We start from the raw sequence: 24,047 nt of genomic DNA, 5'->3' as shown, positions 1-24,047 counted from the left end.
TCTCTATCTGTCCAATCGCTTCAAAGAAGGATGCATGGAACTCGAAAAACAAGCCAATATCGTCGGTGCCATCCATGACCGTCTCGACCAGTACGTGGGCCAGCGCCTTTCGGTGCGCGCCAACATGGGTCGCTCCAAGATCGTCGAATCCGAAGGCGTGCTCGTGCAGGTGCACCCGCAGCTCTTCATCATGGAGGTCGACCGCAAGCGCGGCCGCAAGACCCGTCAGTCCTACCAGTACGTCGACGTCCTCACCGGCACGGTGGAACTCAGCCAGAACGGCGAGTCCCTCTTCCAGCCTCTTATCGACGAGCTCGAGAACAGCGACGACAAGGAAGCGGTTAAGTAAAATCCTCCTTTATCCTTGACAAGCGACTGCGGAACCAGCAGAATACAATATCGCTTGCTAAGCCAATGGGGATGTAGCTCAGTTGGGAGAGCGCAGCGTTCGCAACGCTGAGGCCGAGGGTTCGAACCCCTTCATCTCCACCATTTGAACCGAAAGCAGGTGCGCATCGCGCACCTGCTTTTTTCATGCCCGAAGGAGTGCCATGGCCCTCATTGAAATCGCCGACCCAAGCGACGCCCGTCTCGACGTCTTTCGCCGCGTGCCCGACGCCGACCTGCGCGCCTGGCCCGATGCGCCCCACGGCCTCTTCATCGGGGAATCTGACAAAGTCATCAACCGGGCGCTCGATGCGGGCGTGACCTGCCGGGCCCTCTTCATGGAACGCAAATGGGTCAGGAAGACCCAGCCGATCATCGACCGTCTTGCGGCGAGCAATGCAGACGTTGACGCCTTCGTGGTCGACCATGCGACCTTTCGCGCGGTCACCGGCTACGAGGTGACCCGTGGGGCCCTGGGCGCCTTGGAGCGGCCGGCCGAGCGTACGGTGGCTGCGGTCACGCGCGGAGCCCACCGCATCGCCGTTTTGGAAGACATCACCAACTACACCAACATCGGCGCGGCCTTCCGCAGCGCGGCCGCCTTGGGCGTCGACGCCGTCCTGGTGACCCCGTCCTGCCACGACCCCCTCTTCCGTCGCGCGGCACGCGTGAGCATGGGCACCGTGTTTCAGGTGCCCTGGGCCCGCATAGGAAGCGTGCGGGATTGGGCGGCCGAAGGCGTCCCCCTGTTGCACGAGCTCGGTTTTCAGACGGCGGCGCTCGCCCTTTCCGACGATTCGGTGTCCGTCGACGACGCGCGCCTTAGGGCGATCGACCGGCTTGCCTTGGTGCTCGGGACCGAAGGGGACGGCCTTTCCGCTTCCACGATCGCCTCCTGCGACTGGACGGTGAAGATCCCCATGTCCCATGGGGTCGACTCCCTGAACGTGGCTGCCGCGAGCGCCGTGGCCTTCTGGGAGCTGCGCTGGCGGGGCTAGCGGCTTGTCGCGATGCCCTGCGCGCGCAGAGGGCGAGCGCAAAGGGTGAGCGCGCGAAACCATGGGCGATTGGCGAGGCGCTTGCTGGAAACGATGCGTGCCATGCCGCTCCTTTCGGGCTCGGGTACGCCGACGAGAGCATGCAGACCGGTTTCCTTTGCAAACCCTTTGCAAAGCCCCTTCGGAGTGTCGGTCCCCGTTTCGTTCCTGCGAGCTCCACCGAAGGGCGCATCCGGCATACGTCAAACGTTGTAGGAAGAGAAATCTTCTGGTCCAGAAGGGGTAGGGAGCGTGATAGAATGCCTTCAGTCGAAATTCCCCCTTTATGGGTGATGCTCTGAAGTGGGCTTTTCGATAGCTTGGTCGTCGTGGAGGGGCGCTCAAGTTCGGATCTTGCAGCATCCGTTTCGCGCCGACCACACTCATATTGGTGCGAGAAGAGAAGAGAGAGGTGAAACAATATGAGCGAAGAAAAGAAGGAGGAGACGACCGCCACGGAATCGAAGCAGGCAGCTGCAGAGCCTGCTGCAAAGAAGAAGAAGTGGCCGATCGTCGTAGGTGTCATCGTTGCCGTCATCGTTGTTGCCGGCATCGGTTTCTGGAACTGGCATGAGCAGCCGAGCTTCTGCAACGCGTTCTGCCATGAATCCATGGACTCCTACGTAGCAACCTGGGACCAGGATGCCAACACCACCGGCACCGACAAGTGGGGCAACGAAGTGTCCAACACCAACGCGATGTTGGTCGTGGCCCACAAGCAGGCAGGTGTTAACTGCCTGCAGTGCCATGTGCCTACGCTGAGCCAGCAGCTTTCCGAGGTGAGCGAGACCATTACCGGCGACTACTATGTGCCGCTGGCCGAGGTCGGCACCGAAGAGCTGATGGTCAACTCGGGCCATGAAGAAGGCACCGGCGATCAGTTCTGCCTGAAGAGCGGCTGCCACGACATGACGCGTGCAGACCTCACGCAGCTTACGAGCGATATGCCTCGTAACCCGCACTCTTGGCAGCATGGCGAGCAGGAATGCTCCGATTGCCACAAGTCGCATCGCGCTTCGGTGCTGATCTGCACCGAATGCCATTCCGACGCGGAAGCCGAGCTGCCTGACGGCTGGGTCGACGCCAAGACGGGCGACCAACTCGAGAAGCAGGCTATGTCCAACTAGCCGCCTTTCGAGGGTAGAGCAGCCGCCGAGCCGGAGGGGTTCAGCGAAGCGGTTGCACACAGACGAGGGACGTACCGAGCAATCGGTAGGTCCCTCGTTTTTTGTTTTAGGGCTTTCCCCGTGGGTGATAGAGGGCACCTCGGGTAGTATGGCTACTCATGTGCGCAGGGCATGCGCGCGAAAGAAAAGAAGGAGGACATTGTGAACGCACGGACGAAGAAGCGTCTCATCATAGTGACGGGCGTGATCGTGATCGTCATGGCCATCATCCTCGCCGTGGTCGGCGGGAACAGCTCGGCTAAGACCGTCAGCCTCGCCCAGGCCACGAGCGGCGAGGTGAACAACGAGCGCATTCAGGTCACCGGCAATGTGGTGAAGGACTCGTATTCCGTAGACGGCAACGTCCTTGCCTTCGACATCTACGATCCCGACAACGCCGACACGCCCACCCTGCACGTCCTCTACGACGGTGCCGCGGCCTCGACGTTCGGCAACGACGTGACGGCTATCTGCACGGGCAAGATCGCAGACGACGGCGTGATGCATGCCGGCGAGCTTGTGACCAAGTGCCCCTCCAAGTACGAAAGCGGCACCGAGGCCCTTTCCGTGTCTCGCACCCTTTCCTACGGCAACGAGATCGCGGGTAAGACCGTGCGCGTGGTGGGCACCGTGGTGGCCGGGAGCCAGAACGCCGCGGGTACCGGTGACCGCCTCATGGTGGCCGATGCTGACGACCCCAGCCAAGTCATGTCGGTGAAGTTCGACGGCGCCGCTTCCGAAGAGACGCTTGCCGACGGGGCCAACGTGGTCCTCACGGGCGACCTGACGTTGGACGGCAAGTTCTCGGCGACCGATATCGCCCTGCAAGGTTAACGACATACGAAAGGTTTGATCCATGTCGCAAATTGGTCTGTTCGGACTGCTCATCGGCTTCGCGTCGCTCGCGGTCTCCATCGTCTGCCTGGCGGTGGGCGGCTTCTTGGGACGCAAGAAATCCGATAATGCCGACACCCTTACCTGGGCCGGTCATATCGCCGCCATCCTCACCTTTGCCTGCCTGACCTTCTGCTGCGTGATCATCGTGGTGGCCTTCCTTTCGGGGGACAACACGATCGAATACGTCGTGCAGGGCCGCAGCCATCAAGAGGGCATGTGGGGCGTTTTCTTCCGCATTTCCGGCTTGTGGGAAGGCCGCGAAGGGTCGCTTCTCTTCTGGGCCTGGCTCATCTCCCTGTTCACCCTGATCATGACCCTGCGCAACGTCCGCAAGACCGAAAAGCTCGACTCGATGGCCATCATGGTCATGCAGATCGTCTGCGCCGTCTTCGTGGGTCTCATGCTCTTCTCCGAAGCCAACAGCCCCTTCATCGCCACCAAGGCCTCCTACCTGAATCCCGACGGGTCCCTTACGGCCGCTGCGTCGGTCTTCGGCATGAACCCCCTGCTCGAGCACTGGGCCATGGCCGTGCATCCGCCGGCGCTCTTCATCGGCTACGCCGGCCTCACCGTGCCCTTCGCCTACGCGATCGCCACGCTCATCCTGGGCGATTCGAGCGACGTCTGGGTGCGCAAGTGCCAGCGCTACCTGATGGTCGCTTGGGTAATGCTGGGCGTGGGCATCGGACTGGGGTCCCTGTGGGCCTACGTCGTTCTCGGCTGGGGCGGCTACTGGGGCTGGGACGCCGTGGAAAACGCCAGCTTCTTCCCGTGGCTGGTGGGCGTGGCCCTCATCCACAGCCTCACCGTCTACCGTAAGCGCGGCGCCTTCAAGCGCTGGGCGATTATGTGCACCTGCGTCACCTTCGCCTTCGTGATCTCGGGCACCTTCATCTCCCGTTCGGGCCTGGTGCAGTCGGTGCACGCCTTCGAGGGCGACCCCGTGTCCCTGGGCCTGTTCGGCGGTATGATCGTCGTGTCCCTGCTCGCCGGCATCGTGGGGCTTGCCCTGCGCTGGAAGCGCTTCGCTCCCAAGAACAGCGCCGATGAGGCGGTCGAATCGCTCGTTTCGCGCGAGGCTGCCTACTACTTCAACAACGTGATCATGGTCGCCTTCGCCTGCGTCATCTGCTACCTCACGATCGCCCAGGCTCTGCCTTCCTGGCTGCCCTTCGGCGGGCAGTCGATCACGGCGGGTGCCTACAACGCCGTGGCGCGCCCCCTGGGCATCGTCTACTGCGCGGTCATCGCGGTCTGCCCCCTGCTTGGCTGGATGAAGACCGACAAGGCCGACTTCGTCAAGCGCGCCAAGGTGCCCGCCATCTGCGCGGTGGTGCTCTTCGTGGTGCTCATGGTCTATTGGGCCACCTACCTCGTCCCCAGCTACAACGCGACGATCGCCGCCGGCGGCACGATCGGCGAGGGCTTGGCCAACGAGGGTCCGGCCTGGTACTACAACGGCCTGGCAGCCGTGGGCTTCCTTGTGGCGAGCCTGCTCTTCTTCAACACGCTCTTCCTGATTGGCCGCACGGTGTCCAAGCGCGCCAAGGCTGCAGACACGAACCCGGTGCGCGCCTTCTTCGGCATGTGGAACGGGGCGGCGTCCAAGATCGGCGGCTACATCGCCCACCTGGCCATGTCGGTCATTCTCGTCGGCCTCATCTGCTCGTCCATGTATGTGACTGAAAACGCCAGCTATCTGGCCTACGACGAGGTCAACGATTCGGCTCCCGACCTCACGATTCAGGACTTTACGCTCAAGTACACGGGCAATTCGGTCGACCAGGACAGCAACAACGTCTTCTATTACGTCGACTTCGACGTCTATCGCGGCGACCAGTACGTGGGCCATGTGACCCCCAACGTGCAGCTCGTGGCGACGACCCAGCAGTCCAAGAGCAACGCGGCTGTCATCCATTTCGCCGAAGAGGACCTCTTCGTGGTTTACCGTGGCGTGAACAACGACGGCGACTTCAGTATGGACGTCCGCGTGAACCCGCAGATTTCCCTTGTGTGGGTCGGCTTCTTCATGCTGATGGCGGGCGGCGCAATCGCTGCGCTTGGCCGTCGCGAGCCCAAGGATACCCGGGTGTCGGCACCGGGCGGTGCTGCTGCCAAGAGCCCGGATCCAGCCCAGGCGTAAAGGGGATGTGCGCGTGATCGGCAAAAGCCAAACGAAGGAGGGGGCGCCCGCTGGGGGCGCTCCCGCCCTTTCCCTCGAACACGTGAGCAAGGTCTTCGGGCGTCGTCGCGCGGTCGACAACGTGTCCTTCGACCTGCCAGCGGGGGCCTTCCTTTCCATCTTCGGTCCCAACGGGGCGGGCAAGTCGACCCTGCTGCGTATGCTCGCCACGCTTTCGCGTCCCACGTCGGGGTCGGCCAAGATCATGGGTATCGACTTGAAGGAAGACCCCGACGCGGTCCGCGCCCATATCGGGCTCATCTCGCATAACTCAATGCTCTACGGCGACCTCACGGCCGAAGAGAACCTCATGCTGTCGGCCAAGCTCTACGGCATCGTCAACGCCCGTGAGCGCGTCGACGAGATGCTCGACGCCGTCGAGCTCTCGCATCGCCGCATGGACGTGGTGCGCACCTTCTCGCGGGGCATGACCCAGCGCCTCTGCATCGCCCGCGCCTTGCTGCACGACCCCGACGTCGTCTTCCTCGACGAACCCTATTCGGGCCTCGACCCGCACGCCGTCGAGATCTTCGACGCCCTCATCGCCGCGGTGCGCGCAGACCGCACCTTCGTCATGGTGAGCCACGACCTGCAGAAGGGCTTCGCGACCTGCTCGCACGCCCTCGTGCTCGCGCGCGGGCGGGTGGTCGCCTTCGCCGCCAAGGACGAGATCGACTACGACGCCTTCGAGGCGCTCTATCGACGCACGGTGGGAATGGGGGTGGCCTAGGATGGCGCGCGCTCACATCAGGAAGCCGGGCACCTTCGCCCAATACCGCACACTGCTCGGCAAGGATCTGCGCCGCGAGTTCCGCACCAAGGAAATGCTCACCGCGATGGGCATCTACGCCCTGCTCGTCCTGGTGGTCTACGGGGCGGCGCTCTCACAGACCTCCCATCAGTTCGACATCCTGCAGATGGCGGCGGGCCTATTGTGGGCTCTCGTGGTGTTTACCTCGCTCTTGGGCTTGAACCGCTCCTTCGCCCATGAGCAGGAGAACGCCTGCCTCGAGGGGATCCTGCTCGTCCCGCTCGACCGCAGCGTTGTGTTTTTGGCCAAGGCCACGAGCAACTTTATCTTTCTCGTGGTGGTCGAGGTCGTGGTCCTGCCGCTCTTTTACTTCTTCTTCCTCACGACGACCCAGCCGGCCGACACCTGGCCGCTCATCGCCGTGCCTTTGCTCGTGGGGACGGTGGGCATCGCCGGCATCGGCACCCTGCTCGCCACGATCACCGTGAACTCGCGGGGCAAGGACGTCCTGCTCGCCGTCCTTTTCATCCCGCTCGTCTTCCCGCTCCTCTACGCTTGCGTGGCGGCGTCGACGGTGGTGCTTGCGGGCGGCGATGTCGAAGGCGTGTTCGGCAACGCGCTTTTGCTCGCCGGGGGCTACGACGTCGTCATGGTGCTCTTGAGCTGGGTGCTCTACGATTTTGTGATCAGCGCATAGGCGCGCTAAGAAAGGGGAACAATGCGAAAAGACGGATATCGGTCGCCTCGAACGGGCGGTACGCTCGATCGAATCGCGCCTCTCGTCACCTTGATCGGGGCTCTGCTTTCCACAGCAGGCTTCGTGCTGGCCTTCACGCTGGCGGGGCCGGTCAACGGTGCCACGGTCAACGGCGTCGAAGTCATCGGTGGGCAGATGGTGTCCAACCAGCTGCTCTTCAGCCAGAAGATCTTCTACTTCCATATGCCCGTCGCCGTGACGAGCATGGTGCTGCTCGGCTTCGCGGCCTACTTCGGCATCCGATTCCTGCAGACGCACGACGCCGCTTGGGATGTGCGCGGCCGCATCGCCGCGGGCATCGCCCTGCTCTTCGTGCTGGCCACCATGCTCACCGGCGAGATGTGGGAGCGCTTCGAGTGGGGCGTGTGGTGGACCTGGGAGCCGCGCCTCACCACCTACTTCATCCTCATGCTGCTCGTGATCGCCTACTTCGTGCTCCGTGCCTCCTTCGACGAGCCCGAACGTCGCGCGACCTTCGCGAGCGTCTACAGCATCATCATGTTCATCGACGTGCCGATCACCTTCGCGATCACCCGCATCGTCCCCTCGAGCGTGCATCCCACGATCTTCCGCACCGATTCGGGCCTGTCGCCCGACATGCTGATCCCGCTTCTGCTGTCCCTGTTCGGCATGCTCTGCATCGCCTACGGGCTTTTCCGCCTGCGTCTGCGCGCGCAGGAGCTCGACGAGAGGGTTGAGCATATCAAGGAACAACTCGACGAGGCCTAAGGCCTGCGTTCAACGCTAAGGAGAACCAATGAATCCCATTTTGGAACAGATCTACGCGACGATTCTGCCGTCGGCCCCCTTTGTTATTGCGGCGTATGCCCTCGTCTGGCTGGCCCTTCTGGTGTACGTTGTATTTGTCACGGTTCGCCTGAAGCGCACCGAAGCTCAGGTGACCGCGCTGGAAGAGGCGCTGGCGCATCGCCAGGCCGACGAAACCGCATCCGTTTTGAAGAAGGACTAACATGAAGGCACTTATTCCCGCTGCGGGCATGGGAACCCGTTTCCTGCCGGCGACGAAGGCCGTACCCAAGGAAATGCTGCTCGTGGTCGACCGCCCCGTCATCCAGTACGTGGTCGAGGAGGGCCTGGCCAGCGGCGCCGACGAGGTCGTCATCATCAACAGCCGCGAGAAGAAGGCCATCGAAGACCATTTCACGCCCGACCCCGCGCTTGAAGCCACCCTGCACGAGCGCGGCAAGGACGATCGTGCCGAAGCCGTGCACCATGCGGGCCACCTGCCGGTGAGCTTCGTCTATCAGGACGAGCCCCTCGGTTTGGGCCATGCCGTACGCTGCGCCGCCGAAAAGACGGGCGACGAGCCCTTCTTCGTTCTGCTTGGCGACGTGATCGTGCCGGGCAACGACATGCTCAACCGTATGAAGAAGATCTCTGACGAACACGAGGGCGCAAGCGTGATCGCCGTCCTGCCCGTTCCCATGGACCAGGTCTCCCGTTTCGGCGTCATCAGCGGCTCCGAGGTCTCTGAAGGCGTGTGGAAGGTCGACGGTCTGGTCGAAAAGCCGCCGGTTGAAGAGGCTCCGTCCAACCTCACCGTCTTTGGCCGCTACCTGCTCTCGCCCCGCGTGATGGAGCTTTTGGGCGACGTGGCCCCGGGTGCCGGCGGGGAGATCCAGCTCACCGACGCCCTCGATGCCGTGCTCGCCGAAGAGGAGATGTACGCCATGGCCATCGACCCCGACGAAGGCTTCGACACGGGCACGGTGGCTACCTGGCTCGATACCAACAACCGCCTGTACGCCCGCGCCCAGGCGAACTAGGAGGTCCATCCTTGGCCGATATTCAGCTGCGTTTCCATCGCGACGTACTCGCGCTTTCGTCGCCGATCGATGCGACGTTGGCCTCGCAGGGGGTCGATCTGTCCTTCGGCGCGACGATGGAGGCCGTTCTCGACCCCGAAGCCGTGCATGAGGCGTTGAAGTTGCACTACGTTGCCGGCGCTCCCTGCTTGGTTGCGCCGACGGCAGGTATCACGCGGGCTCGCCTCGCGCACCAGCGTGCGGCCGACCGCGATGCCGAAGTCGCGGCGGCGGCCAAGAGTGCGGCGGCCCAGTTCCGCCCCCAGCACCTCATCGCCGAAATCGGGTCCACGGGCCTGCCTTTGGACCCGACGAGCAAGACCTCGCTTTCGGCCAATCGCGACCAGTACGCGCGCGCAGTCGAGGCGATCGGCCCCGAAGGCGTCGACGCCTTCTTTCTGAACGGCCTGGCAAGCGCCGCCGATGTGCGCTGCGCCCTTATGGGGGTGCGCAAGGTCTGCGCCACGCCCGTCATCGCGTCGGTCGACATCGACAGCGACGGCCGCCTTGCCGGCCGCGAGCCGATTGAGGAAATCGTGGCGATCATGCAGGACCTCGAAGCGGATGTGGCGGGCTTCTGCACGAGCGCCGCTCCCGACATCTCGGTCGCCCTCACGCGCCGCGCGGCCGCGGCCTGCGCGGTGCCCCTGCTCGTGCAGCTCGACGTCAAGGAAGCGATACGCGGTCATGTGCCCCGCGCCTTCGAGCGGACACTTGAAGGCAACCCCTATGGAGACGCGGCCCGCATGGGGGAGGCGGTGCCCGCTCTGGTGGCGGCCGGCGCCCAGTTCCTGCGTGCGGCGGGAAACGCTCTACCGGCCCATACGGGCGTGCTTGCGGCAGCGTGCGCGGGCCTCGTCCCGGTGCGGTAGGCGCAGGGGGAGTCATGCGGCAACCTCTGTCCAACATCAACCGCAGCGACGATTACGGCGCCCTTCAGCGCCTGGTCAACGACCTCTATCGGGAAGCGGAATTCGTGTCTCGGCTCGATGCGGTCGTGCGGGCCGAATCGGTCGACCTGCCGGAAGACCTCATCGAGATCGTGTCGCTCTTGCCCCCGGGCCTCTACGCCCGCCAGACCATGTGCGACCAGTTGAACTCGGCGATCAACGGCCATTCCTGGGGCCAGGTCTACGGCACCGTCGAATAGGGCGTGCAAAACGAAGATTGACTGTGCGGGATGCCTCGAGCGAGGCGTCCCGCTTTTCGTATGGGCGAGCCTGGGGCTGACGGAGCGGGTTGCTCGCGGCATCCGCGCGTGCCTTACGGCCGGCTGGCGAGGCGGGCGGGTGCGTGCGGCATTGTAGGGGGCTCTTGGAAGAGAAAAGGGCGCCCGGAGGCGCCCAAGAAAAACTCCGTCCTTGCCCGGAGGATGAACCCACCTCGTACAGGTGGGTGCTCGCAGTGCGCTGCCTGGCTTTCGTGCCGACGGGCACGAATCCCCATTACACGCGCAATGTAGAGCTCCCTCGGAAAATGCATCGGTCCATCGCAAAATGCGGGAATCAAGAACGGAGCATCAGCAAGTATAGGAAGGGCCTTGCGTAAAGAAAAGTCTTGACATGTGCGTACGTGACTGTTGGGCGCTTGGGATGCTGCCATCGTATAATCGTCCTTCGAACCACATTCGAAGGAGCCGCATGGACAACCTTTTTACCGCAATGGAACAGGAGGCGGTCAACGCCAACGCCCCGCTCGCCGTGCGCATGCGCCCGCGCACCCTCGACGAGCTCGTGGGCCAAGAAGAGGCCGTGGGGCCGGGCAGTTGGCTCGCTTCGGCAATCGCCCACGACCGCCTGTCGTCGGCCATCCTCTACGGACCAGCCGGTACGGGCAAGACGAGTATCGCCCACATCATTGCCGAAAGCACGAAAGCCGCCTTCGTCGAGGTGTCGGCCATCGGCGGCACGGTGGCCGACCTGCGTCGCGAGATCAAGGCGGCCGAATCGCGCCTGGGCGCGCACGGCATGCGCACGATCCTCTTCGTCGACGAAATCCACCGCTTCAATCGCAGCCAGCAGGACGCCCTGCTCCATGCGGTGGAAAACCGTACCGTCATCTTGGTAGGCGCCACGACCGAAAACCCCTATTTCGAGGTCAACGGGGCCCTGCTCTCACGTTCGCGCGTCGTCGAGCTCACGAGCCTGACCGACGACGACATCCGCACCATCGTGGGCCGCGCCGTGACCGACGAGCGCGGCCTTGCGGCTGCCTTCACTCTCGAGGCGGATGCCCTCGACGCCATCGTGGCCGCTTCGGCAGGCGACGGCCGGGCTAGCCTCACGACCCTCGAGCTCGCCTCGAATGTGGCGCTCGAACAGGGCTCGCGCGTGATTACCCAGGCATGCGTCGAGGCGGCCGTCCCTCATCGGGGGCTTCCCTACGACAAGAATAAGGACCTGCACTACGACATCGTGTCCGCCTTTATCAAGTCGATGCGCGGGAGCGACCCCGACGCCACCCTCTACTGGCTCGCTCGCATGATCGACGGCGGGGAAGACCCCAAGTACATCGCGCGCCGCATCATGGTGCATGCGAGCGAGGACGTAGGGCTCGCCGACCCGCAAGCCCTGCTCGTGGCCCAAGCCGCCTTCAAGGCGGCCGAGGTCATCGGCTATCCGGAATGCCGCATCAACCTGGCCGAAGCGGCCCTCTATGTGGCGCTCGCGCCCAAAAGCCACGCCGTCGAAGCCGGTATCGACGCGGCCCTCGCCGACGTGCGGCGCGGGCCCTTGCGCGCCGTCCCCAACTACCTGCGCGACCGCCATCGCCCGGGCAGCGAGCGCTACGGCGCCTACCTCTATCCGCACGACTACCCCAGCGGCTGGGTCGACCAGCGCTACCTGCCCGAAGGACTCGATCGCGGCTGCTTCTTCGAGCCGACCGAGCGCGGTTGGGAGGGCTATCGCACCGATGCCGTGAAGCGCGACCGGCCCCCGCGACCGTAGCCGGTCAGCGTGCTAGAATCCCATCCGTATACGTGCGTATTTCCTCTCGAAAGGGACGTTCATGCAAGCTTCCGATATCCTCACCGGCATCGTGCTTCCTCTGCTCGTCGCCGCCCTGCTCGTTGCCCTCATCGTCTTTGTCGTCCATTTGGCGAAGACGATGAAGTCGGTGCGCGCGATGGTCGACGCCACCTCCGAGCGCCTGCAACCCACCCTCGACCACCTGCAGCAGATTACCGACGATTTGCAGCCCGTCATCAAGAAGGCCGACCCCTTGGTCGAGCGGGCTCAGCTCACGCTCGACGCCGTCAACCTCGAACTCATGCGCGTCGACGAGATCCTGGAAGATGCAACCGACGTGACCTCGACGGTCTCCGACGCTTCCAAGGCGCTCGACGCCGTCGCGAAGAAACCGGCCGATATGATCAACGACGTGACCGATAAGCTCCACGGCGCTTTCTCGGGCCGTAAGGCGTCCGAAGAATCGGCGCGCCTGGCTGCCGCCAAGGCCAAGGCCGACGCTCGCGTTGCCGAGCTTTCCGTCCGCGAAGCCGACCAGCGCTTTGATCACGCTCCCGCCCCTGCGACGCCCGTCCCTGCGGCGGATGCGGGCACGGCGGGGGAGGACGAGACTCCGCGCTACTACACCTATTCCCATGAGCATGATGAGTAGCGAACCGTCCCCGTCGAACGCGCGCGAGCGATCGATGGCGGCGTGGCGCCGCGCGGCGCTCGTCGCGTGGACCCTGGTGGGGGCCGCAATCATCACCTATTGCCTGGGCTTCGTGCTCTCGGTGCTCTCGGTACCCGTGGGCATCGTGATCTGGACGGCCATCATCGTCTTCTGCCTGAGGGGCGTGGTGGCCGCCCTCGCCGCCCGCGGCCTGTCGCGCACCGCCGCGGTCACCATTGCCTACGTCATCATGGGCGCGGTGCTCGCGCTCGTCTTCTACGTGGTGTCGTCGCCCCTTCTGGGCGTGGGGTCCCAGTTCACCGGTATCGTCGAAAACGCCCCCTCTTATTTCGCCGGCCTTTCCGACGCCTACGATGCCTTTTCGGAAGCGCATCCGGCGCTCACGCAGAACCCTCAGGTGGCTGCCTGGGCAAACGACCTGCAGACCGCGCTCGCCGATTTCGGCCGGACGATCGTCAACACCGGTCTCGACAGCCTGGTCGATATCGGGTCGGCCCTTGCCAACACGCTCGTCTGCGTGGGCTTCGCCCTCGTCGTGGCCTTCTGGCTGCTCCTTTCGGCTCCCGACATCGGTCATGAGTTCGACCGTCTTGTCGGCGACGCCCATGCCGACGGCGTGCGCTTCTTCCGTCTCACCTTCTCCCGGGTGGTGGGCGGTTACATACGCGGCACCCTTCTGCAGTGCGCGATCATCGGCGTAGGCTGCGTCATCGCCTTCATGGCCATCGGCGTGCCCAACGCGGTGGCCTTCGGCGTGATCTGCGGCATTCTCAACATCATTCCCGTGGTGGGGCCCTGGCTCGGCGGCGTGGCGGCGGCCGTGGCGGCCCTGTCCCTTGGCCCCGTATCGGCTATCGTGTCGCTTGTCGTGACGATCGCGATCCAGCAGGTGGTCTACACCTTCGTTTCGCCCAAGATCATGAGCGACTCGGTCGACGTGCATCCCATCCTCGTCATCATGTCGATGATGTGCGGCTACGCGATCGGCTGGCAGATGAGCGGGCTTGTGGGCAGCCTTACGGGCATGCTCATCTCGATCCCCTTCGCCGCGATCCTCAAGGCGGTCTTCGTCTACTATTTCGAAAACCGCACGGGCCGGCAGATCGTCGCTCCCGACGGAGTCTTCTTCAAGGGCGTTCCCTCCGAAGGCGATACCATCGACCCGGCCGAAGACGCCACGGCCACGATGCGCGCCCGCATCAGGGCGCGTGCCCATCAGGCCGTGACGGCCATCGAGCAGTCGGCCCGCGTGATGGGGACGGCCGAGCGCTTTCGCGCGGGCGGGGCCGCAACGCAGCGCCCCGAGCCCGAAGACCGTGGGGGAGGGCCGGCTTCCGAAGGAGCCGGCGACGCTGCGAAGGCGCGCGATGCAGCCGCGCCCGCCTCTCCTCCCAATGCGCCCGCAGGCCACTGAAGAGGAATTCTGAAGAGTTCCCGCCGCGCCGATGGGGGCGCAGGAGGGCGAGATAGAATAATTTAGTTCGTTCGATGCACGGGCCGGCGCGCGCGCCCGGCCGCATGCGAGGCAATCGGCAAGAAAGACAGACATTCATGCAGTACATGACCACAGCGGAAATCCGCGAAGCCTACCTGAGCTACTTCGAGGGGAAGGGATGCAAGCGCATGCCGTCCTCCTCGCTCATTCCCGACGATCCCAGCCTGCTGCTCACGAGCGCGGGCATGGTGCAGTTCAAGCCCTATTTCTTGCAGCAGAAGCATCTTGACGACGCCTACATCGGCACCACCACCTCGCAGAAGTGCGTGCGCACCAACGACATCGACCTCATCGGCACCGACGGTCGCCACCTGTCCTTCTTCGAGATGCTCGGCAACTTCAGCTTCGGCCGGTACTTCAAGAAGGAGATGTGCGCGTGGGCGCTCGACTTCTCGGTCAACGTGCTCGGCCTGCCCAAGGACAAGCTCTACATGACCGTCTTCGAAGACGACGACGAGACCTGGGAGATTTGGCGCAACCTGGGCGTCGAAGAGAGCCACCTGTCCCGTCTGGGCGAAGACGACAACTTCTGGCGCGCCGGCCCGACCGGCCCCTGCGGCCCCTGCTCTGAAATCTACTACGATCAGGGCCCCGAAGTGGGCTGCGGCCGTCCCGATTGCCATCCCGGCTGCGACTGCGACCGCTTCCTCGAGTACTGGAACTGCGTGTTCACTCAGTACGACGGCCAGGAAGACGGTAGCTTGAAGCCCCTTCCGCATAAGAACATCGATACCGGCATGGGCCTCGAGCGCATCGCGGCCATCATGCAGGGCGTGACGAGCAACTTCGACACCGATATCCTGCGCGGCCTGGTGGGCGTGGGCGAGTCCCTGTCGGGCAAGACGTACGAATCGGGCACCGAACAAGACGACGCCGCCCTGCGCGTGATCGCCGACCACTCCCGTTCCGCCACCTTCATGATCGCGGACGGCATCCTGCCTTCCAACGAAGGCCGCGGTTACGTGCTGCGCCGCTTGCTGCGCCGCGCCATCATGAAGGGCCAGCTGCTCGGCATCGAAGGCCCCTTCATGCACCATTACGTCGACAAGATCGTCGAGGTTATGGGCGACGAATATCCTGAAATCGTCGAGAACCGCGAGCTCATCCTGGGCGTCGTGGGCAACGAGGAGGAACGTTTCGGCGCCACCCTGCGCCAGGGTCGCGTGTATCTGGAACAGGCGCTGGCGGGCATGAAGGAAGGCGACGTCCTTTCCGGCGACGTGGCCTTCACCCTGCACGACACCTACGGCTTCCCCCTCGAGGTCACGCAGGAGATCTGCGCCGATGAGGGCATCGCGGTCGATACCGACGAGTTCGCCCGCTGCATGGAGCAGCAGAAAGAGCGCGCTCGCGCCGCCACCCAGGACGACGCGGAAGCCGCTTGGTCGACCTACGACGGCACCATGTCGGGCATCTTGGAAGAGGTGGGCGCGACCGTCTTCGAAGGCTACGACAAGAACGAATGCGCGGCCACCGTGGTGGCCCTGCTCAAGGACGGCGCCCGCGTCGATGCGCTCGCGGCCGGCGAGGAAGGCGCGATCGTGCTCGACCGCACGCCCTTCTACGCCGAGATGGGCGGTCAGATCGGCGATACGGGCACAATCGAAGGCGAAGGTTTCCGCGCCCGCGTGACCGATACCAAATCCCCCGAAAAGGGCCTCACCGTCCACTACGTGACGGTGGAAGAGGGCTCTGTGACGGTGGGCGTGGCCGCCCATGCCGCGATCGAGGTCCTGCGCCGCGAGCGCATTCGCCGCAACCACAGCGCCACCCACATCTTGCATTGGGCTCTGCGCACCGTGCTCGGCGACCACGTGAAGCAGGCCGGCTCCTACGTGGCCCCCGACCGCCTGCGCTTCGACTTCGCTCACTTCGAAGCCGTGACGCGCGCCCAGCTCGACGAGGTCGAGCGCATCGCCAACGAGAAGATCATGGAAGCGCATCCGGTCGCCACCTACGAGACGAGTCTCGAAGAGGCCCGCGAGCAGGGCGTGACGGCGCTCTTCGGCGAAAAGTACGGCGACGTGGTGCGAGTGGTCGATATGGACGGCTTCTCCCGCGAGCTCTGCGGCGGCACCCATGTGCGCAACACCGCCGAAATCGGTCTCGTGAAAATCGAATCCGAACAGTCGGTGGGCTCGAACCTGCGCCGCATCGAAGCGGTGACGAGCTTCGACGCCCTCGCGTATTTGAACGCCGAAGAGGCCGAGCTGCGCACGCTTGCCGCAGCGCTCGGCGTGAGGCCGCTCGAAGCGGCGGGCCGCGCGATTTCCGATGCTGAAAAGCTCAAGCAGATGGAATCCGAAGCCAAGCGCGCCAAGGAAGCCGCCGCTGCCGGCGACTTCAAGAAGATTGCTGCCGAAGCCGTGACGACGTCTGCGGCAGGCTATCCGGTGGTTATCGCCCGCGTCGACAACGTGTCGGCCAGCGCCCTGCGCAACGCCTGGGACGTCGTGCGTTCCCAGTGCGGCGATGCGTGCGCCTGCGTGCTCGCGGGCCGCAATGCCGATAAGCCGCTCCTTTTGGCCGCCGGTACCGACGCTGCCGTAGCGGCGGGCTTCAATGCGGGCGCGATCATCAAGGCGATCGCCCCGGCCATTCAGGGTGGTGGTGGCGGCAAGCCGACCATGGCCCAGGCAGGCGGCAAGAACGCCGCCGGCATCGACGACGCGCTCGCCAAGGCGCGCGAGATTCTTTTGTAGGAGAGCCGATGCGGGTGCTTGCGATCGATATCGGCGAAGTGCGCTGCGGCATCGCGGTGAGCGACCCGCGCGGATCGGTTGCGAGTCCCGTGACGGTGCTTCCCACGCGTGCGGTGCTCGAGAATGCTCCCGAGTTTCGCCGCGTCTTGGAAGATTGGGAGCCCGACCTTCTGCTGTCGGGCCTTCCCAAAACGATGGCCGGCGCAGAGGGCAAGCAGGCGGCCCGTATCCGCGCCGCCGCCCAGAAAATCGCCGCGCGCGCCGGCCTTCCCCTTGAGTTTGCCGACGAGCGTTTGAGCTCGCGCGAGGCCAAACGCATTCTGCGCGCGCAGGGTCTCACCGAGCGCGATATGCGCGGCAAGGTCGACGGCGTGGCTGCCAGCCTCTTTCTGCAATCGTGGCTCGACAGGCGGCAATCCAACGAATCGCACACAGAGGGGGTACGCCCATGGTAAGGCGACGCCAGGTTACCTATTCCAAGCATTCGACCCATGCGGCGCGCTCGGCTCACGCACGGGGGGGCCGTGCCTTCCGCACCTATGACACGTCGTATATCAACCCGCGTTCGAAGGTGCCCCAGGGCCCGACCCTGATCGCGATCGTGGTGGCCGTGGTTGCCGCCATCGTCCTCCTCATCGCCGTTCCTTCGTGCAGCCGCGGGTGTTCCTCCACCGATTTGGTTCAGCCGGGCACCACGGTCGAGGTGACCGTGCCCGACGGCGCGAGCGCCCAGCAGATCGGCCAGTCCCTGGTAGACGCCAAGCTCATCGCGAACGCCGGCTCCTTCACCGATGCGGTGAAAGCCTCCGACGCCGCTTCGCAGCTCAAGCCCGGAGATTACCAGATCGAGGGCGGCACGAGCGCTGCCGATATCGTGAGCATGCTCGTGGCGGGCCCCTCGAGCAATTCCCTCGTCATTCCCGAAGGCTACACGGTCTCCCGCACCGCCGACGCCGTGGAAAAGGCCACCGATGGCGCGGTGACCGCCGACGACTTCAAAGCGGCCGCCGGAAACGCGAGCGCCTATGCGGACGCGTATCCCTTCGTGGCGGACGCCTATAACAATTCGCTCGAAGGCTTCCTCTTCCCCAAGACCTACACCTTGCCCAAGGACGCGACCGCCGACTCGATCGTCCGCATGATGCTCGACCAGTACGCGCAGGAGGTGGCGACGCTCGACTACTCTTACGCCGCATCGAAGGGCCTTTCCGCCTATGACGTGCTCAAGCTTGCTTCGGTGGTCGAACGCGAATCCGACTCCAACACGCGCGCCGACGTTGCGAGCGTCTTCTACAACCGCCTGGCAGGCAATACGGCCCTTCAGAGCGATGCGACGATTGCCTACGTCGTGGGACACGATCCTACCCACAGCGACCTTTCGGTCGACAGCCCCTACAATACCTACCAGCACAAGGGGTTGCCGGCCGGCCCCATCTGCTCGCCGGGGCTCGAGTCCCTGCAGGCGACCTGCCAACCCAACCAGACCGACTACCTCTACTTCTACTTCACCAAAAACGACGACGGCACGCTCAACTACTATTTCAGCAAGACCTACGATGAGCACCTGCAGGCCATCAAGGGAGCCTCGTCGAACGCGAGCGCTGCCGGCGACGGTGGCGATGCGGGTTCGAACGGCACGCAGTCGTCGAACGGCTCCGGCGACGGCCAGCAGACAGGGGCGGGCAACTAGTGTCCCTGCTCGAACCCGATCGGTACTTCTCCCGCGTGTCGGCGGTCTCCCTCGATGACGACCTGCTCGCCTTGGGCTTGACGCATGTCCTGCTCGATATGGACAACACGATTCTCTCGCGCGCGACGCACAGTGTCCCGCTCGACGTCATGAAGTGGATCGGCGATGCCAAACGGGCGGGTATCCGTCTCTGCCTCTTGTCAAACAACTGGCATCGCACTCCCTATGCCACCGGAGAGGCGCTCGCCCTGCCGGTGGTCGCCAAGGCGATGAAACCCCTGCCGTCCGGCTTTGCGGCGGCAACTCGCAAGATTGGCGGCACACGCGCCGATACGGTGGTGGTAGGCGATCAGCCGAGTACCGACGTGCTCGGCGCCCACCTGGCCGGGATGCGCGCCTATTTGGTGGCGCCCCTGGTCGAAGAAGGGGAGCCGGGGCACACCCGTTTCGTGCGGGCCCTCGAACGCGCGCTTATCGGCTCGCCCGAGGGGCGCGACCCTGCCAACGCCTGTAGAAAGGGTGATCCCTTGTGAGTACCTGTGCGCTCATCGCCTGCGATGAGTCGACCCTGCTCGCCCGCATGCTGCGTGTGCTCGTGGACGCTTTCGACTTCGATATGAAAATCGCCCCGCACCCCGGAGACGACCTCGCTTCCGTGGGGGGAGCGGTGTCGGCGCATGCCTGGGACACGGCGGTGGTGGCTGCCGACTGGGCCCACCGCGTCTTTTCGCTCTGCGACCGCCATGCGGCTTCCGCCCTCGTCTCCGGCCGCGCCGATTTCCTCATCAACCTGAAGGGGACGGTGTTCGGTAGCGACGTGGCGAGCGCGGGACTGGCCTGGCGGATGAAACACGAGGGCGTCGACTTCGCCGGCTCCTGCGTGGCGGTGCTCGGTGCGGCCCCTTTGTCGCTTTCGGGCGTGCACGCGGCGGCCCTTTCGGGCGCCCGCCGCGTCATCGTGGCCGATGACGACAAGGAACGGGCCCGCGTCGCCCTCGACGATTACCTCGACCGTCTGCGGTCGGTTGCCTTCGGGGGCGTCGACCTGGGTCCTCACGAGCCTTTTCCCAAAAGCGAGCGGGAGGCTTACGAGGAAACGGAATTCCTCTTCGCTTCGGCGACCACGTCGAAAACGGCCCTTTCCAAGGCCGATTTCGTCCTGCACCCCTTCGGCGCGCCCATGCCCCGCGACCTCTTTGCTCCCGCCTGCACGGTGATCGAGATGGGTGTTCCCAACGCCCGGATGGCCAGCGGCAGCGTCGTCCATGCCACGGCCGCGCTCGCTTGCTCGACGACCTTGGCGCACGCGAGCTTGAAAAGCGTCGAGGGCCTGCCTTCCTGGGACGACCTCTATCGCTGCCTCGAAGAGGCCTTTGCCCCTGTCTGGTAGGCAGATCGTGCGGCGGGACCGCGCGTTCGACCCGATTGCCGGAGTTTGCGCTTTGGCTAAATGTGGGCCTCGCATCGCGTGGCGTCAGGCGGCCTTTGGTAGAATCGCTGTAACACGCGAGAAGAAAAGGGTTCTACCATGCGCTACGTAACAGCCGGGGAAAGCCATGGCCCTGCGCTCACGGCCATCGTGAGCGAGGTTCCGGCCGGGCTTCCCATCTCCATCGAGCAAATCAACGCCGACCTCAAGCGCCGCCAGTCGGGCTATGGACGCGGTGGACGGCAGAAGATCGAATCGGACCAGGTGGTCGTTCAGTCGGGTATCCGTTTCGGAAAGACGCTCGGCACGCCTATCTGCCTGCAGGTCGTCAACCGCGACTGGGCTCACTGGACCCGCATAATGGCCCAGTTCGGAGACCGTCCCGAAGGCATGCGCCGCGAGGTGTGGCCCCGTCCGGGGCATGCCGATTTGGTGGGTGCTCTGAAGAACAACACCGACGACTGCCGCGACATCCTCGAGCGCGCGAGCGCCCGTGAGACGGCCGCCCGCGTCGCCGCCGGCGGCATCGCCAAGGACTTTCTGGCGGCTCTGGGCGTCGACGTGCGCAGCTACGTGGTGCGTATCGGGTCTGCCGCGATGGACGACGACCCCTCTCAGGCGACTGCGTACACCACCGGCCAGATCGAGACGAGCGAAGTGCGCTGCCCCGACCCCGAAGCGTCCGATTGCATGAAGAAGATGATCGATGTGGCCAAGGTCCAGGGCGAGAGCCTGGGCGGCGTCTACCGTATCGTCGTCACGGGGCTCATCCCCGGACTGGGCGATTTCGACGCCGGCCCCCATCGCCTCACAAGCCAGCTCGCAGCGGCCATCTTCTCGATACCCGCCCAAAAGGGGCTCGAGTTCGGGCTGGGCTTCGAAGCGACCCGTCGTCCCGGCTCCCAGGTCCACGACCCGATCATCCAGTCTCCCGAAACGGGTTTCTCGCGGGCATCCAACAATGCGGGCGGCCTCGAGGGCGGTATGACCACAGGCATGCCGCTCATCCTCACGGTGGGCATGAAGCCCATTCCCACCTTGCGCACCCCGCTCAACACGGTCAACATGGACACGATGGAAGTCGTGAAGGCCTCTAAGGAACGTTCTGACGTCTGTGCCGTGCCCGCTGCCGCCGTGGTGGCCGAAGCCGAGGTGGCCATGGTGCTCGCCAACGCCTACCTGCAGAAATTCGGGTGCGACAACATGGACGACATCAAGGCCAACCTGCGCAACTACCTCGACCGCATCAAGACGCTCTCGAAGTAAGCGGGCGAGTGCCGTGGGGTCGAAGAAAACCTATCAGCTCACCCGCCCCGTCTTCTTCATTGGGTTCATGGGGGCGGGGAAAACCACCGTCACGCGCCGACTCGCCCGCATGTGCGGCCTCGCGTCGGTCGATGTTGACCGCTGCCTCGAGCGCGCCTTCGATATGCGGGCCAAAGAGCTCTTCCTCCGTTGCGGGGAAGAGCGCTTCCGCGACTTGGAGGCCGATCAGCTTGAAGAGCTCGTTGCGGGCGACCCGCTGCTCATCTCGTGCGGGGGAGGCATCGTCATGGGCGCGCGGAGCCGGGCGATCATCCGCGAGCGCGGGTTTGCCGTCTACCTGAAAGTCACGCCTGAGGAGAGCGCCTCCCGCATCAGCGACCACTCGACACGGCCTTATCTCGAATCGATGGAGTCCTTCCGCGCGGCGTCGAGCGCCCGCTTGCCCTACTACGCCCAGCTTGCCGATGTGACGGTCGACACCAAGGGGGCTTCGGTGGGCAAGCTTGCGTGGGACATCCGCTGCATTCTTCTGAAACGGGGTGTGCTATGTCAAACATCAAAGTAGTGGTCAACCTGCCGGAGGGCGCAAGCTACGATATGCGCATCGGCGATACGGCGGCCGACACCTTGGGCGCCCGCTGCGCCGCCTGCGCCCCCAGGGCCGCTCGCGCCGTCCTTGTAAGCGACGCGCACGTGGCCGAGGCCTTCGGACCTTTCGTGCGCGACCAGCTTGCGCAGGTGGGGCTCAAGGTGACCGACATCACCCTGCCGTCGGGCCGGGAATCGAAAAGCGCCGACTGCGCGCTTGAGATTTGGTCGGCGCTCGCTTCGCGGGGAGTCGCTTCCGATGCGGTCCTCGTGGCTGTGGGCGGGGCCAACGTGCTCGATATCGCCGGTTTCGCGGCCCATGCCTACGAAGGCGGCCTCGACGCGGTGCTCGTGCCGACGACCGTCCATGCCATGGTGCGCCGCTGTGTGGGCGCCCGCTCCTTCGTCGACGTGGGCGACGAGCGCGACGTGCTTTCGGTGCGCATCCACCCGGCCTACGTCTGCGCCGACGTGCGCACGCTCGCGACCACGTCGGATGTCTCGTGGCAAGAGGGCCTTGCCGATATCGCGGGCTGGGCCTTTCTCGATTCCGACGACTTCTTCTTCTGGCTGGGCGATCACGCCGAAGCCCTCGACGACCGCGATACCGCCGTCGCTTCTGAAGCGGTGGCCCGGTGCGCGGTGGCCCAGGCCGATGCGCTCGTCCGCACGTCCGCTGTGCTCGAAGCGGGGGCCTTCGGCGAAGAGTTCGGCTGGGCGCTCGCCCGTGCCCAGGGGCTCGACGCGATTCCGCCCGCCTATCGCGCTGAGGGCATGCGGTTTTCCGCACGCCTGGGCGTCGAGGTGGAAGGCTTGTCGGTCGAGGCCGTCCATGCCCTCGATGCCCTGCTCGCCGACCTGGGCCTGCCGGTGGTGGCCGAAGCCCCCGACCCCGACGAGCTTATAGAGGAGCTCGTGCGCGGCAGCGCCGTGCCCGCCTTTCTGCTCCCGCACGACGTGGGGGAGTGGAGCGTCGACCGCGTCGACGAGAGCGTCCTGCGCGAGCACGTGCGCGCCTGGGCGCGCGCTCGCAGTTAGCGCCTCCCCTGAACGCGAACCAACCCATCGCCCGCGCTCCCTATGGTGCGCGGGCTTCTCTGCTAGGAGTTGACTATGAACAACAGCGACTACAGCGAGCGTCGTCTCGAGCGGACGCGCGCCCGCATGGCGGCACAGGGGCTCGACGCCCTCTATGTGCGCGGCACCTCGAGCATCGCCTGGCTCACGGCCTTCGACGACGTCTTCGACGATGAGCCGGCCCATGCCGTGCTCGTAGAGGGGGCGCGCACGGCTCTGCATACCGATTCGCGCTACGCCCTTGCCTGCCGTCTGTCCGCGCAGGGCGGCCCCATCGTCGTCGAAGACGAGCGGGCCGCGCATGCCGTCTGGGCGGCCCGCCGGTTGGGCCAAGCGGGCGCTCCGGTAACCGTGGGCATCGAAGACGACCTGCCCCTGCGCGAATACCGCGCCCTTACGGCCGCTCTCGAAGCGGAAGGCGTTTCGGCCACCTTGGTCGAAACCGCCGACTTCGTCCCCGGCCTGCGCGCGGTCAAGGACGCGATGGAAATCGAGCGGATGCGGGCGACCCAGCGAATCACCGATGCTGCGTTCGCCCACATCACCTCCTTCATCCGCCCCGGCATGACCGAACGCGAGGTGCAGGTGGAACTCGAGGACTTCATGTATCGGCACGGTTCGGTGGGGCTGGCGTTTTCCTCGATCGTCGCGTGCGGCCCCGACGCGGCCATGGCGCATGCGATTCCGGGTCCGGTTGCGCTCGAGGCGGGGCAGTGTGTGGTCATGGATTTCGGGGCCCGTTCCCAGGGCTATTGCTCAGACATGACGCGCACCGTCTTCATCGGCGAGCCGAGCGCTCGCCTGCGCGACGCCTATGCCGCCGTACGGGCGGCCAACGAAACGGTCGAGGCCCTGCTCGCACCCGGAGTGACGGGAGCCCAGGCGCACAACCGCGCAGAAGAGGTCCTCGCCCAGCACGGCTTCGCCGGCAAGATGGGCCACGCCCTGGGCCACGGGGTGGGCATCGACATCCACGAGGCGCCCGTGCTCGCGCCGCGCAATACAGACGCGCTCGTTGCGGGCAACGTGGTCACCGTCGAGCCGGGCGTCTACTTCGACGGGGAGTTCGGCATGCGGCTCGAAGATTTCGGCGTGATCACCGATGACGGCTACGAGGTCTTCACCAGGTCTACGCACGAAATGGTTATACTGTAA

At 64.9% G+C, this 24,047-nt stretch carries 24 protein-coding genes and 1 tRNA gene; all 25 read left to right on the top strand.

Annotated elements, in window-relative coordinates:
* Window positions 1-34 precede the first annotated feature (34 nt).
* The 25 genes from BN3270_RS08455 (at window position 35) to BN3270_RS08335 (ending at window position 24,047) form a co-directional block, all read left to right on the top strand.
* Window positions 35-349 (top strand): Veg family protein, encoded by a 315-nt coding sequence (locus BN3270_RS08455; RefSeq protein WP_058986650.1) that lies wholly within the window; start codon window positions 35-37, stop codon window positions 347-349.
* Window positions 350-416: 67 nt separating this feature from the next.
* A tRNA-Ala gene (locus BN3270_RS08450) sits at window positions 417-492 on the top strand.
* A gap of 59 nt (window positions 493-551) precedes the next feature.
* The gene (locus tag BN3270_RS08445; protein WP_058986649.1) at window positions 552-1,385 is read left to right on the top strand and encodes a TrmH family RNA methyltransferase; all 834 of its coding nucleotides are present in this window, start codon (window positions 552-554) and stop codon (window positions 1,383-1,385) included.
* 461 nt (window positions 1,386-1,846) lie between these two features.
* Window positions 1,847-2,551 carry a cytochrome c3 family protein gene (locus BN3270_RS08440; RefSeq protein WP_058986648.1) on the top strand — a complete coding sequence of 235 codons (705 nt, stop codon included), beginning with the start codon at window positions 1,847-1,849 and terminating at the stop codon, window positions 2,549-2,551.
* Window positions 2,552-2,752: 201 nt separating this feature from the next.
* Window positions 2,753-3,424 carry a cytochrome c maturation protein CcmE domain-containing protein gene (locus BN3270_RS08435; protein ID WP_058986647.1) on the top strand — a complete coding sequence of 224 codons (672 nt, stop codon included), beginning with the start codon at window positions 2,753-2,755 and terminating at the stop codon, window positions 3,422-3,424.
* Between the two features lie 22 nt (window positions 3,425-3,446).
* Complete coding sequence (locus BN3270_RS08430) at window positions 3,447-5,630, top strand: heme lyase CcmF/NrfE family subunit (RefSeq protein ID WP_058986646.1); 2,184 nt, start codon at window positions 3,447-3,449, stop codon at window positions 5,628-5,630.
* A gap of 82 nt (window positions 5,631-5,712) precedes the next feature.
* On the top strand, window positions 5,713-6,399 hold the full coding sequence (locus BN3270_RS08425) for an ABC transporter ATP-binding protein (RefSeq protein ID WP_058986858.1): 687 nt from the start codon (window positions 5,713-5,715) through the stop codon (window positions 6,397-6,399).
* Between the two features lies 1 nt (window position 6,400).
* Complete coding sequence (locus tag BN3270_RS08420; protein ID WP_058986645.1) at window positions 6,401-7,117, top strand: heme exporter protein CcmB; 717 nt, start codon at window positions 6,401-6,403, stop codon at window positions 7,115-7,117.
* A gap of 21 nt (window positions 7,118-7,138) precedes the next feature.
* Window positions 7,139-7,906, top strand: coding sequence for a cytochrome c biogenesis protein (gene ccsA, locus BN3270_RS08415; RefSeq protein ID WP_058986644.1), 768 nt, complete (start codon window positions 7,139-7,141; stop codon window positions 7,904-7,906).
* A 28-nt stretch (window positions 7,907-7,934) separates the two neighbouring features.
* A complete protein-coding gene (locus BN3270_RS08410; protein WP_058986643.1) occupies window positions 7,935-8,147 on the top strand; it encodes a CcmD family protein in 213 nt (70 codons plus the stop codon).
* Between the two features lies 1 nt (window position 8,148).
* On the top strand, window positions 8,149-8,964 hold the full coding sequence (locus BN3270_RS08405; RefSeq protein WP_058986642.1) for a UTP--glucose-1-phosphate uridylyltransferase: 816 nt from the start codon (window positions 8,149-8,151) through the stop codon (window positions 8,962-8,964).
* Window positions 8,965-8,975: 11 nt separating this feature from the next.
* Window positions 8,976-9,875: a homocysteine S-methyltransferase family protein gene (locus BN3270_RS08400; protein ID WP_058986641.1), complete on the top strand. Its 900-nt coding sequence runs from the start codon at window positions 8,976-8,978 to the stop codon at window positions 9,873-9,875.
* A 14-nt stretch (window positions 9,876-9,889) separates the two neighbouring features.
* On the top strand, window positions 9,890-10,153 hold the full coding sequence (locus BN3270_RS08395) for a hypothetical protein (RefSeq protein ID WP_058986640.1): 264 nt from the start codon (window positions 9,890-9,892) through the stop codon (window positions 10,151-10,153).
* A gap of 490 nt (window positions 10,154-10,643) precedes the next feature.
* Window positions 10,644-11,951 (top strand): replication-associated recombination protein A, encoded by a 1,308-nt coding sequence (locus tag BN3270_RS08390; protein WP_058986639.1) that lies wholly within the window; start codon window positions 10,644-10,646, stop codon window positions 11,949-11,951.
* A 61-nt stretch (window positions 11,952-12,012) separates the two neighbouring features.
* Window positions 12,013-12,624 (top strand): MlaD family protein, encoded by a 612-nt coding sequence (locus BN3270_RS08385; protein WP_058986638.1) that lies wholly within the window; start codon window positions 12,013-12,015, stop codon window positions 12,622-12,624.
* A 34-nt stretch (window positions 12,625-12,658) separates the two neighbouring features.
* Complete coding sequence (locus tag BN3270_RS08380) at window positions 12,659-14,059, top strand: AI-2E family transporter (RefSeq protein ID WP_271711971.1); 1,401 nt, start codon at window positions 12,659-12,661, stop codon at window positions 14,057-14,059.
* Between the two features lie 137 nt (window positions 14,060-14,196).
* The gene (gene alaS / locus BN3270_RS08375; RefSeq protein ID WP_058986637.1) at window positions 14,197-16,842 is read left to right on the top strand and encodes an alanine--tRNA ligase; all 2,646 of its coding nucleotides are present in this window, start codon (window positions 14,197-14,199) and stop codon (window positions 16,840-16,842) included.
* A gap of 8 nt (window positions 16,843-16,850) precedes the next feature.
* Window positions 16,851-17,297, top strand: a complete 447-nt coding sequence (gene ruvX / locus BN3270_RS08370; protein ID WP_058986636.1) for a Holliday junction resolvase RuvX — start codon at window positions 16,851-16,853, stop codon at window positions 17,295-17,297.
* Window positions 17,291-18,532 carry an endolytic transglycosylase MltG gene (gene mltG, locus BN3270_RS08365; RefSeq protein WP_082673445.1) on the top strand — a complete coding sequence of 414 codons (1,242 nt, stop codon included), beginning with the start codon at window positions 17,291-17,293 and terminating at the stop codon, window positions 18,530-18,532. Before ruvX ends, mltG begins: the two co-directional genes overlap by 7 nt.
* Window positions 18,532-19,065 (top strand): YqeG family HAD IIIA-type phosphatase, encoded by a 534-nt coding sequence (locus BN3270_RS08360; protein ID WP_058986635.1) that lies wholly within the window; start codon window positions 18,532-18,534, stop codon window positions 19,063-19,065. The genes mltG and BN3270_RS08360 overlap by 1 nt, the downstream gene beginning before the upstream one ends.
* Complete coding sequence (locus BN3270_RS08355) at window positions 19,062-19,922, top strand: hypothetical protein (RefSeq protein WP_058986634.1); 861 nt, start codon at window positions 19,062-19,064, stop codon at window positions 19,920-19,922. Before BN3270_RS08360 ends, BN3270_RS08355 begins: the two co-directional genes overlap by 4 nt.
* Before the next feature lie 138 nt (window positions 19,923-20,060).
* Window positions 20,061-21,227, top strand: coding sequence for a chorismate synthase (gene aroC, locus BN3270_RS08350; protein ID WP_058986633.1), 1,167 nt, complete (start codon window positions 20,061-20,063; stop codon window positions 21,225-21,227).
* Between the two features lie 13 nt (window positions 21,228-21,240).
* Window positions 21,241-21,792, top strand: coding sequence for a shikimate kinase (locus BN3270_RS08345; protein ID WP_271711970.1), 552 nt, complete (start codon window positions 21,241-21,243; stop codon window positions 21,790-21,792).
* A complete protein-coding gene (locus tag BN3270_RS08340; protein WP_082673444.1) occupies window positions 21,774-22,853 on the top strand; it encodes an iron-containing alcohol dehydrogenase in 1,080 nt (359 codons plus the stop codon). The genes BN3270_RS08345 and BN3270_RS08340 overlap by 19 nt, the downstream gene beginning before the upstream one ends.
* Before the next feature lie 75 nt (window positions 22,854-22,928).
* The gene (locus BN3270_RS08335; protein ID WP_058986631.1) at window positions 22,929-24,047 is read left to right on the top strand and encodes a M24 family metallopeptidase; all 1,119 of its coding nucleotides are present in this window, start codon (window positions 22,929-22,931) and stop codon (window positions 24,045-24,047) included.

Origin of the sequence: Hugonella massiliensis, assembly GCA_001486445.1 — a bacterium.
Taxonomy (GTDB): Bacteria; Actinomycetota; Coriobacteriia; order Coriobacteriales; family Eggerthellaceae; genus Hugonella; species Hugonella massiliensis.
This window is presented reverse-complemented; position numbering and strand designations above follow the sequence as displayed.

What these genes read in the sequence shown, in the direction of transcription:
- BN3270_RS08455 (WP_058986650.1), top strand. Translation starts at nt 35, where the DNA reads ATGGAACTCGAAAAACAAGCCAATATCGTCGGTGCCATCCATGACCGT.
- BN3270_RS08445 (WP_058986649.1), top strand. Translation starts at nt 552, where the DNA reads ATGGCCCTCATTGAAATCGCCGACCCAAGCGACGCCCGTCTCGACGTC.
- BN3270_RS08440 (WP_058986648.1), top strand. Translation starts at nt 1,847, where the DNA reads ATGAGCGAAGAAAAGAAGGAGGAGACGACCGCCACGGAATCGAAGCAG.
- BN3270_RS08430 (WP_058986646.1), top strand. Translation starts at nt 3,447, where the DNA reads ATGTCGCAAATTGGTCTGTTCGGACTGCTCATCGGCTTCGCGTCGCTC.
- BN3270_RS08420 (WP_058986645.1), top strand. Translation starts at nt 6,401, where the DNA reads ATGGCGCGCGCTCACATCAGGAAGCCGGGCACCTTCGCCCAATACCGC.
- ccsA (WP_058986644.1), top strand. Translation starts at nt 7,139, where the DNA reads ATGCGAAAAGACGGATATCGGTCGCCTCGAACGGGCGGTACGCTCGAT.
- BN3270_RS08410 (WP_058986643.1), top strand. Translation starts at nt 7,935, where the DNA reads ATGAATCCCATTTTGGAACAGATCTACGCGACGATTCTGCCGTCGGCC.
- BN3270_RS08405 (WP_058986642.1), top strand. Translation starts at nt 8,149, where the DNA reads ATGAAGGCACTTATTCCCGCTGCGGGCATGGGAACCCGTTTCCTGCCG.
- BN3270_RS08395 (WP_058986640.1), top strand. Translation starts at nt 9,890, where the DNA reads ATGCGGCAACCTCTGTCCAACATCAACCGCAGCGACGATTACGGCGCC.
- BN3270_RS08390 (WP_058986639.1), top strand. Translation starts at nt 10,644, where the DNA reads ATGGACAACCTTTTTACCGCAATGGAACAGGAGGCGGTCAACGCCAAC.
- BN3270_RS08385 (WP_058986638.1), top strand. Translation starts at nt 12,013, where the DNA reads ATGCAAGCTTCCGATATCCTCACCGGCATCGTGCTTCCTCTGCTCGTC.
- BN3270_RS08380 (WP_271711971.1), top strand. Translation starts at nt 12,659, where the DNA reads ATGGCGGCGTGGCGCCGCGCGGCGCTCGTCGCGTGGACCCTGGTGGGG.
- alaS (WP_058986637.1), top strand. Translation starts at nt 14,197, where the DNA reads ATGCAGTACATGACCACAGCGGAAATCCGCGAAGCCTACCTGAGCTAC.
- ruvX (WP_058986636.1), top strand. Translation starts at nt 16,851, where the DNA reads ATGCGGGTGCTTGCGATCGATATCGGCGAAGTGCGCTGCGGCATCGCG.
- mltG (WP_082673445.1), top strand. Translation starts at nt 17,291, where the DNA reads ATGGTAAGGCGACGCCAGGTTACCTATTCCAAGCATTCGACCCATGCG.
- aroC (WP_058986633.1), top strand. Translation starts at nt 20,061, where the DNA reads ATGCGCTACGTAACAGCCGGGGAAAGCCATGGCCCTGCGCTCACGGCC.
- BN3270_RS08340 (WP_082673444.1), top strand. Translation starts at nt 21,774, where the DNA reads ATGTCAAACATCAAAGTAGTGGTCAACCTGCCGGAGGGCGCAAGCTAC.
- BN3270_RS08335 (WP_058986631.1), top strand. Translation starts at nt 22,929, where the DNA reads ATGAACAACAGCGACTACAGCGAGCGTCGTCTCGAGCGGACGCGCGCC.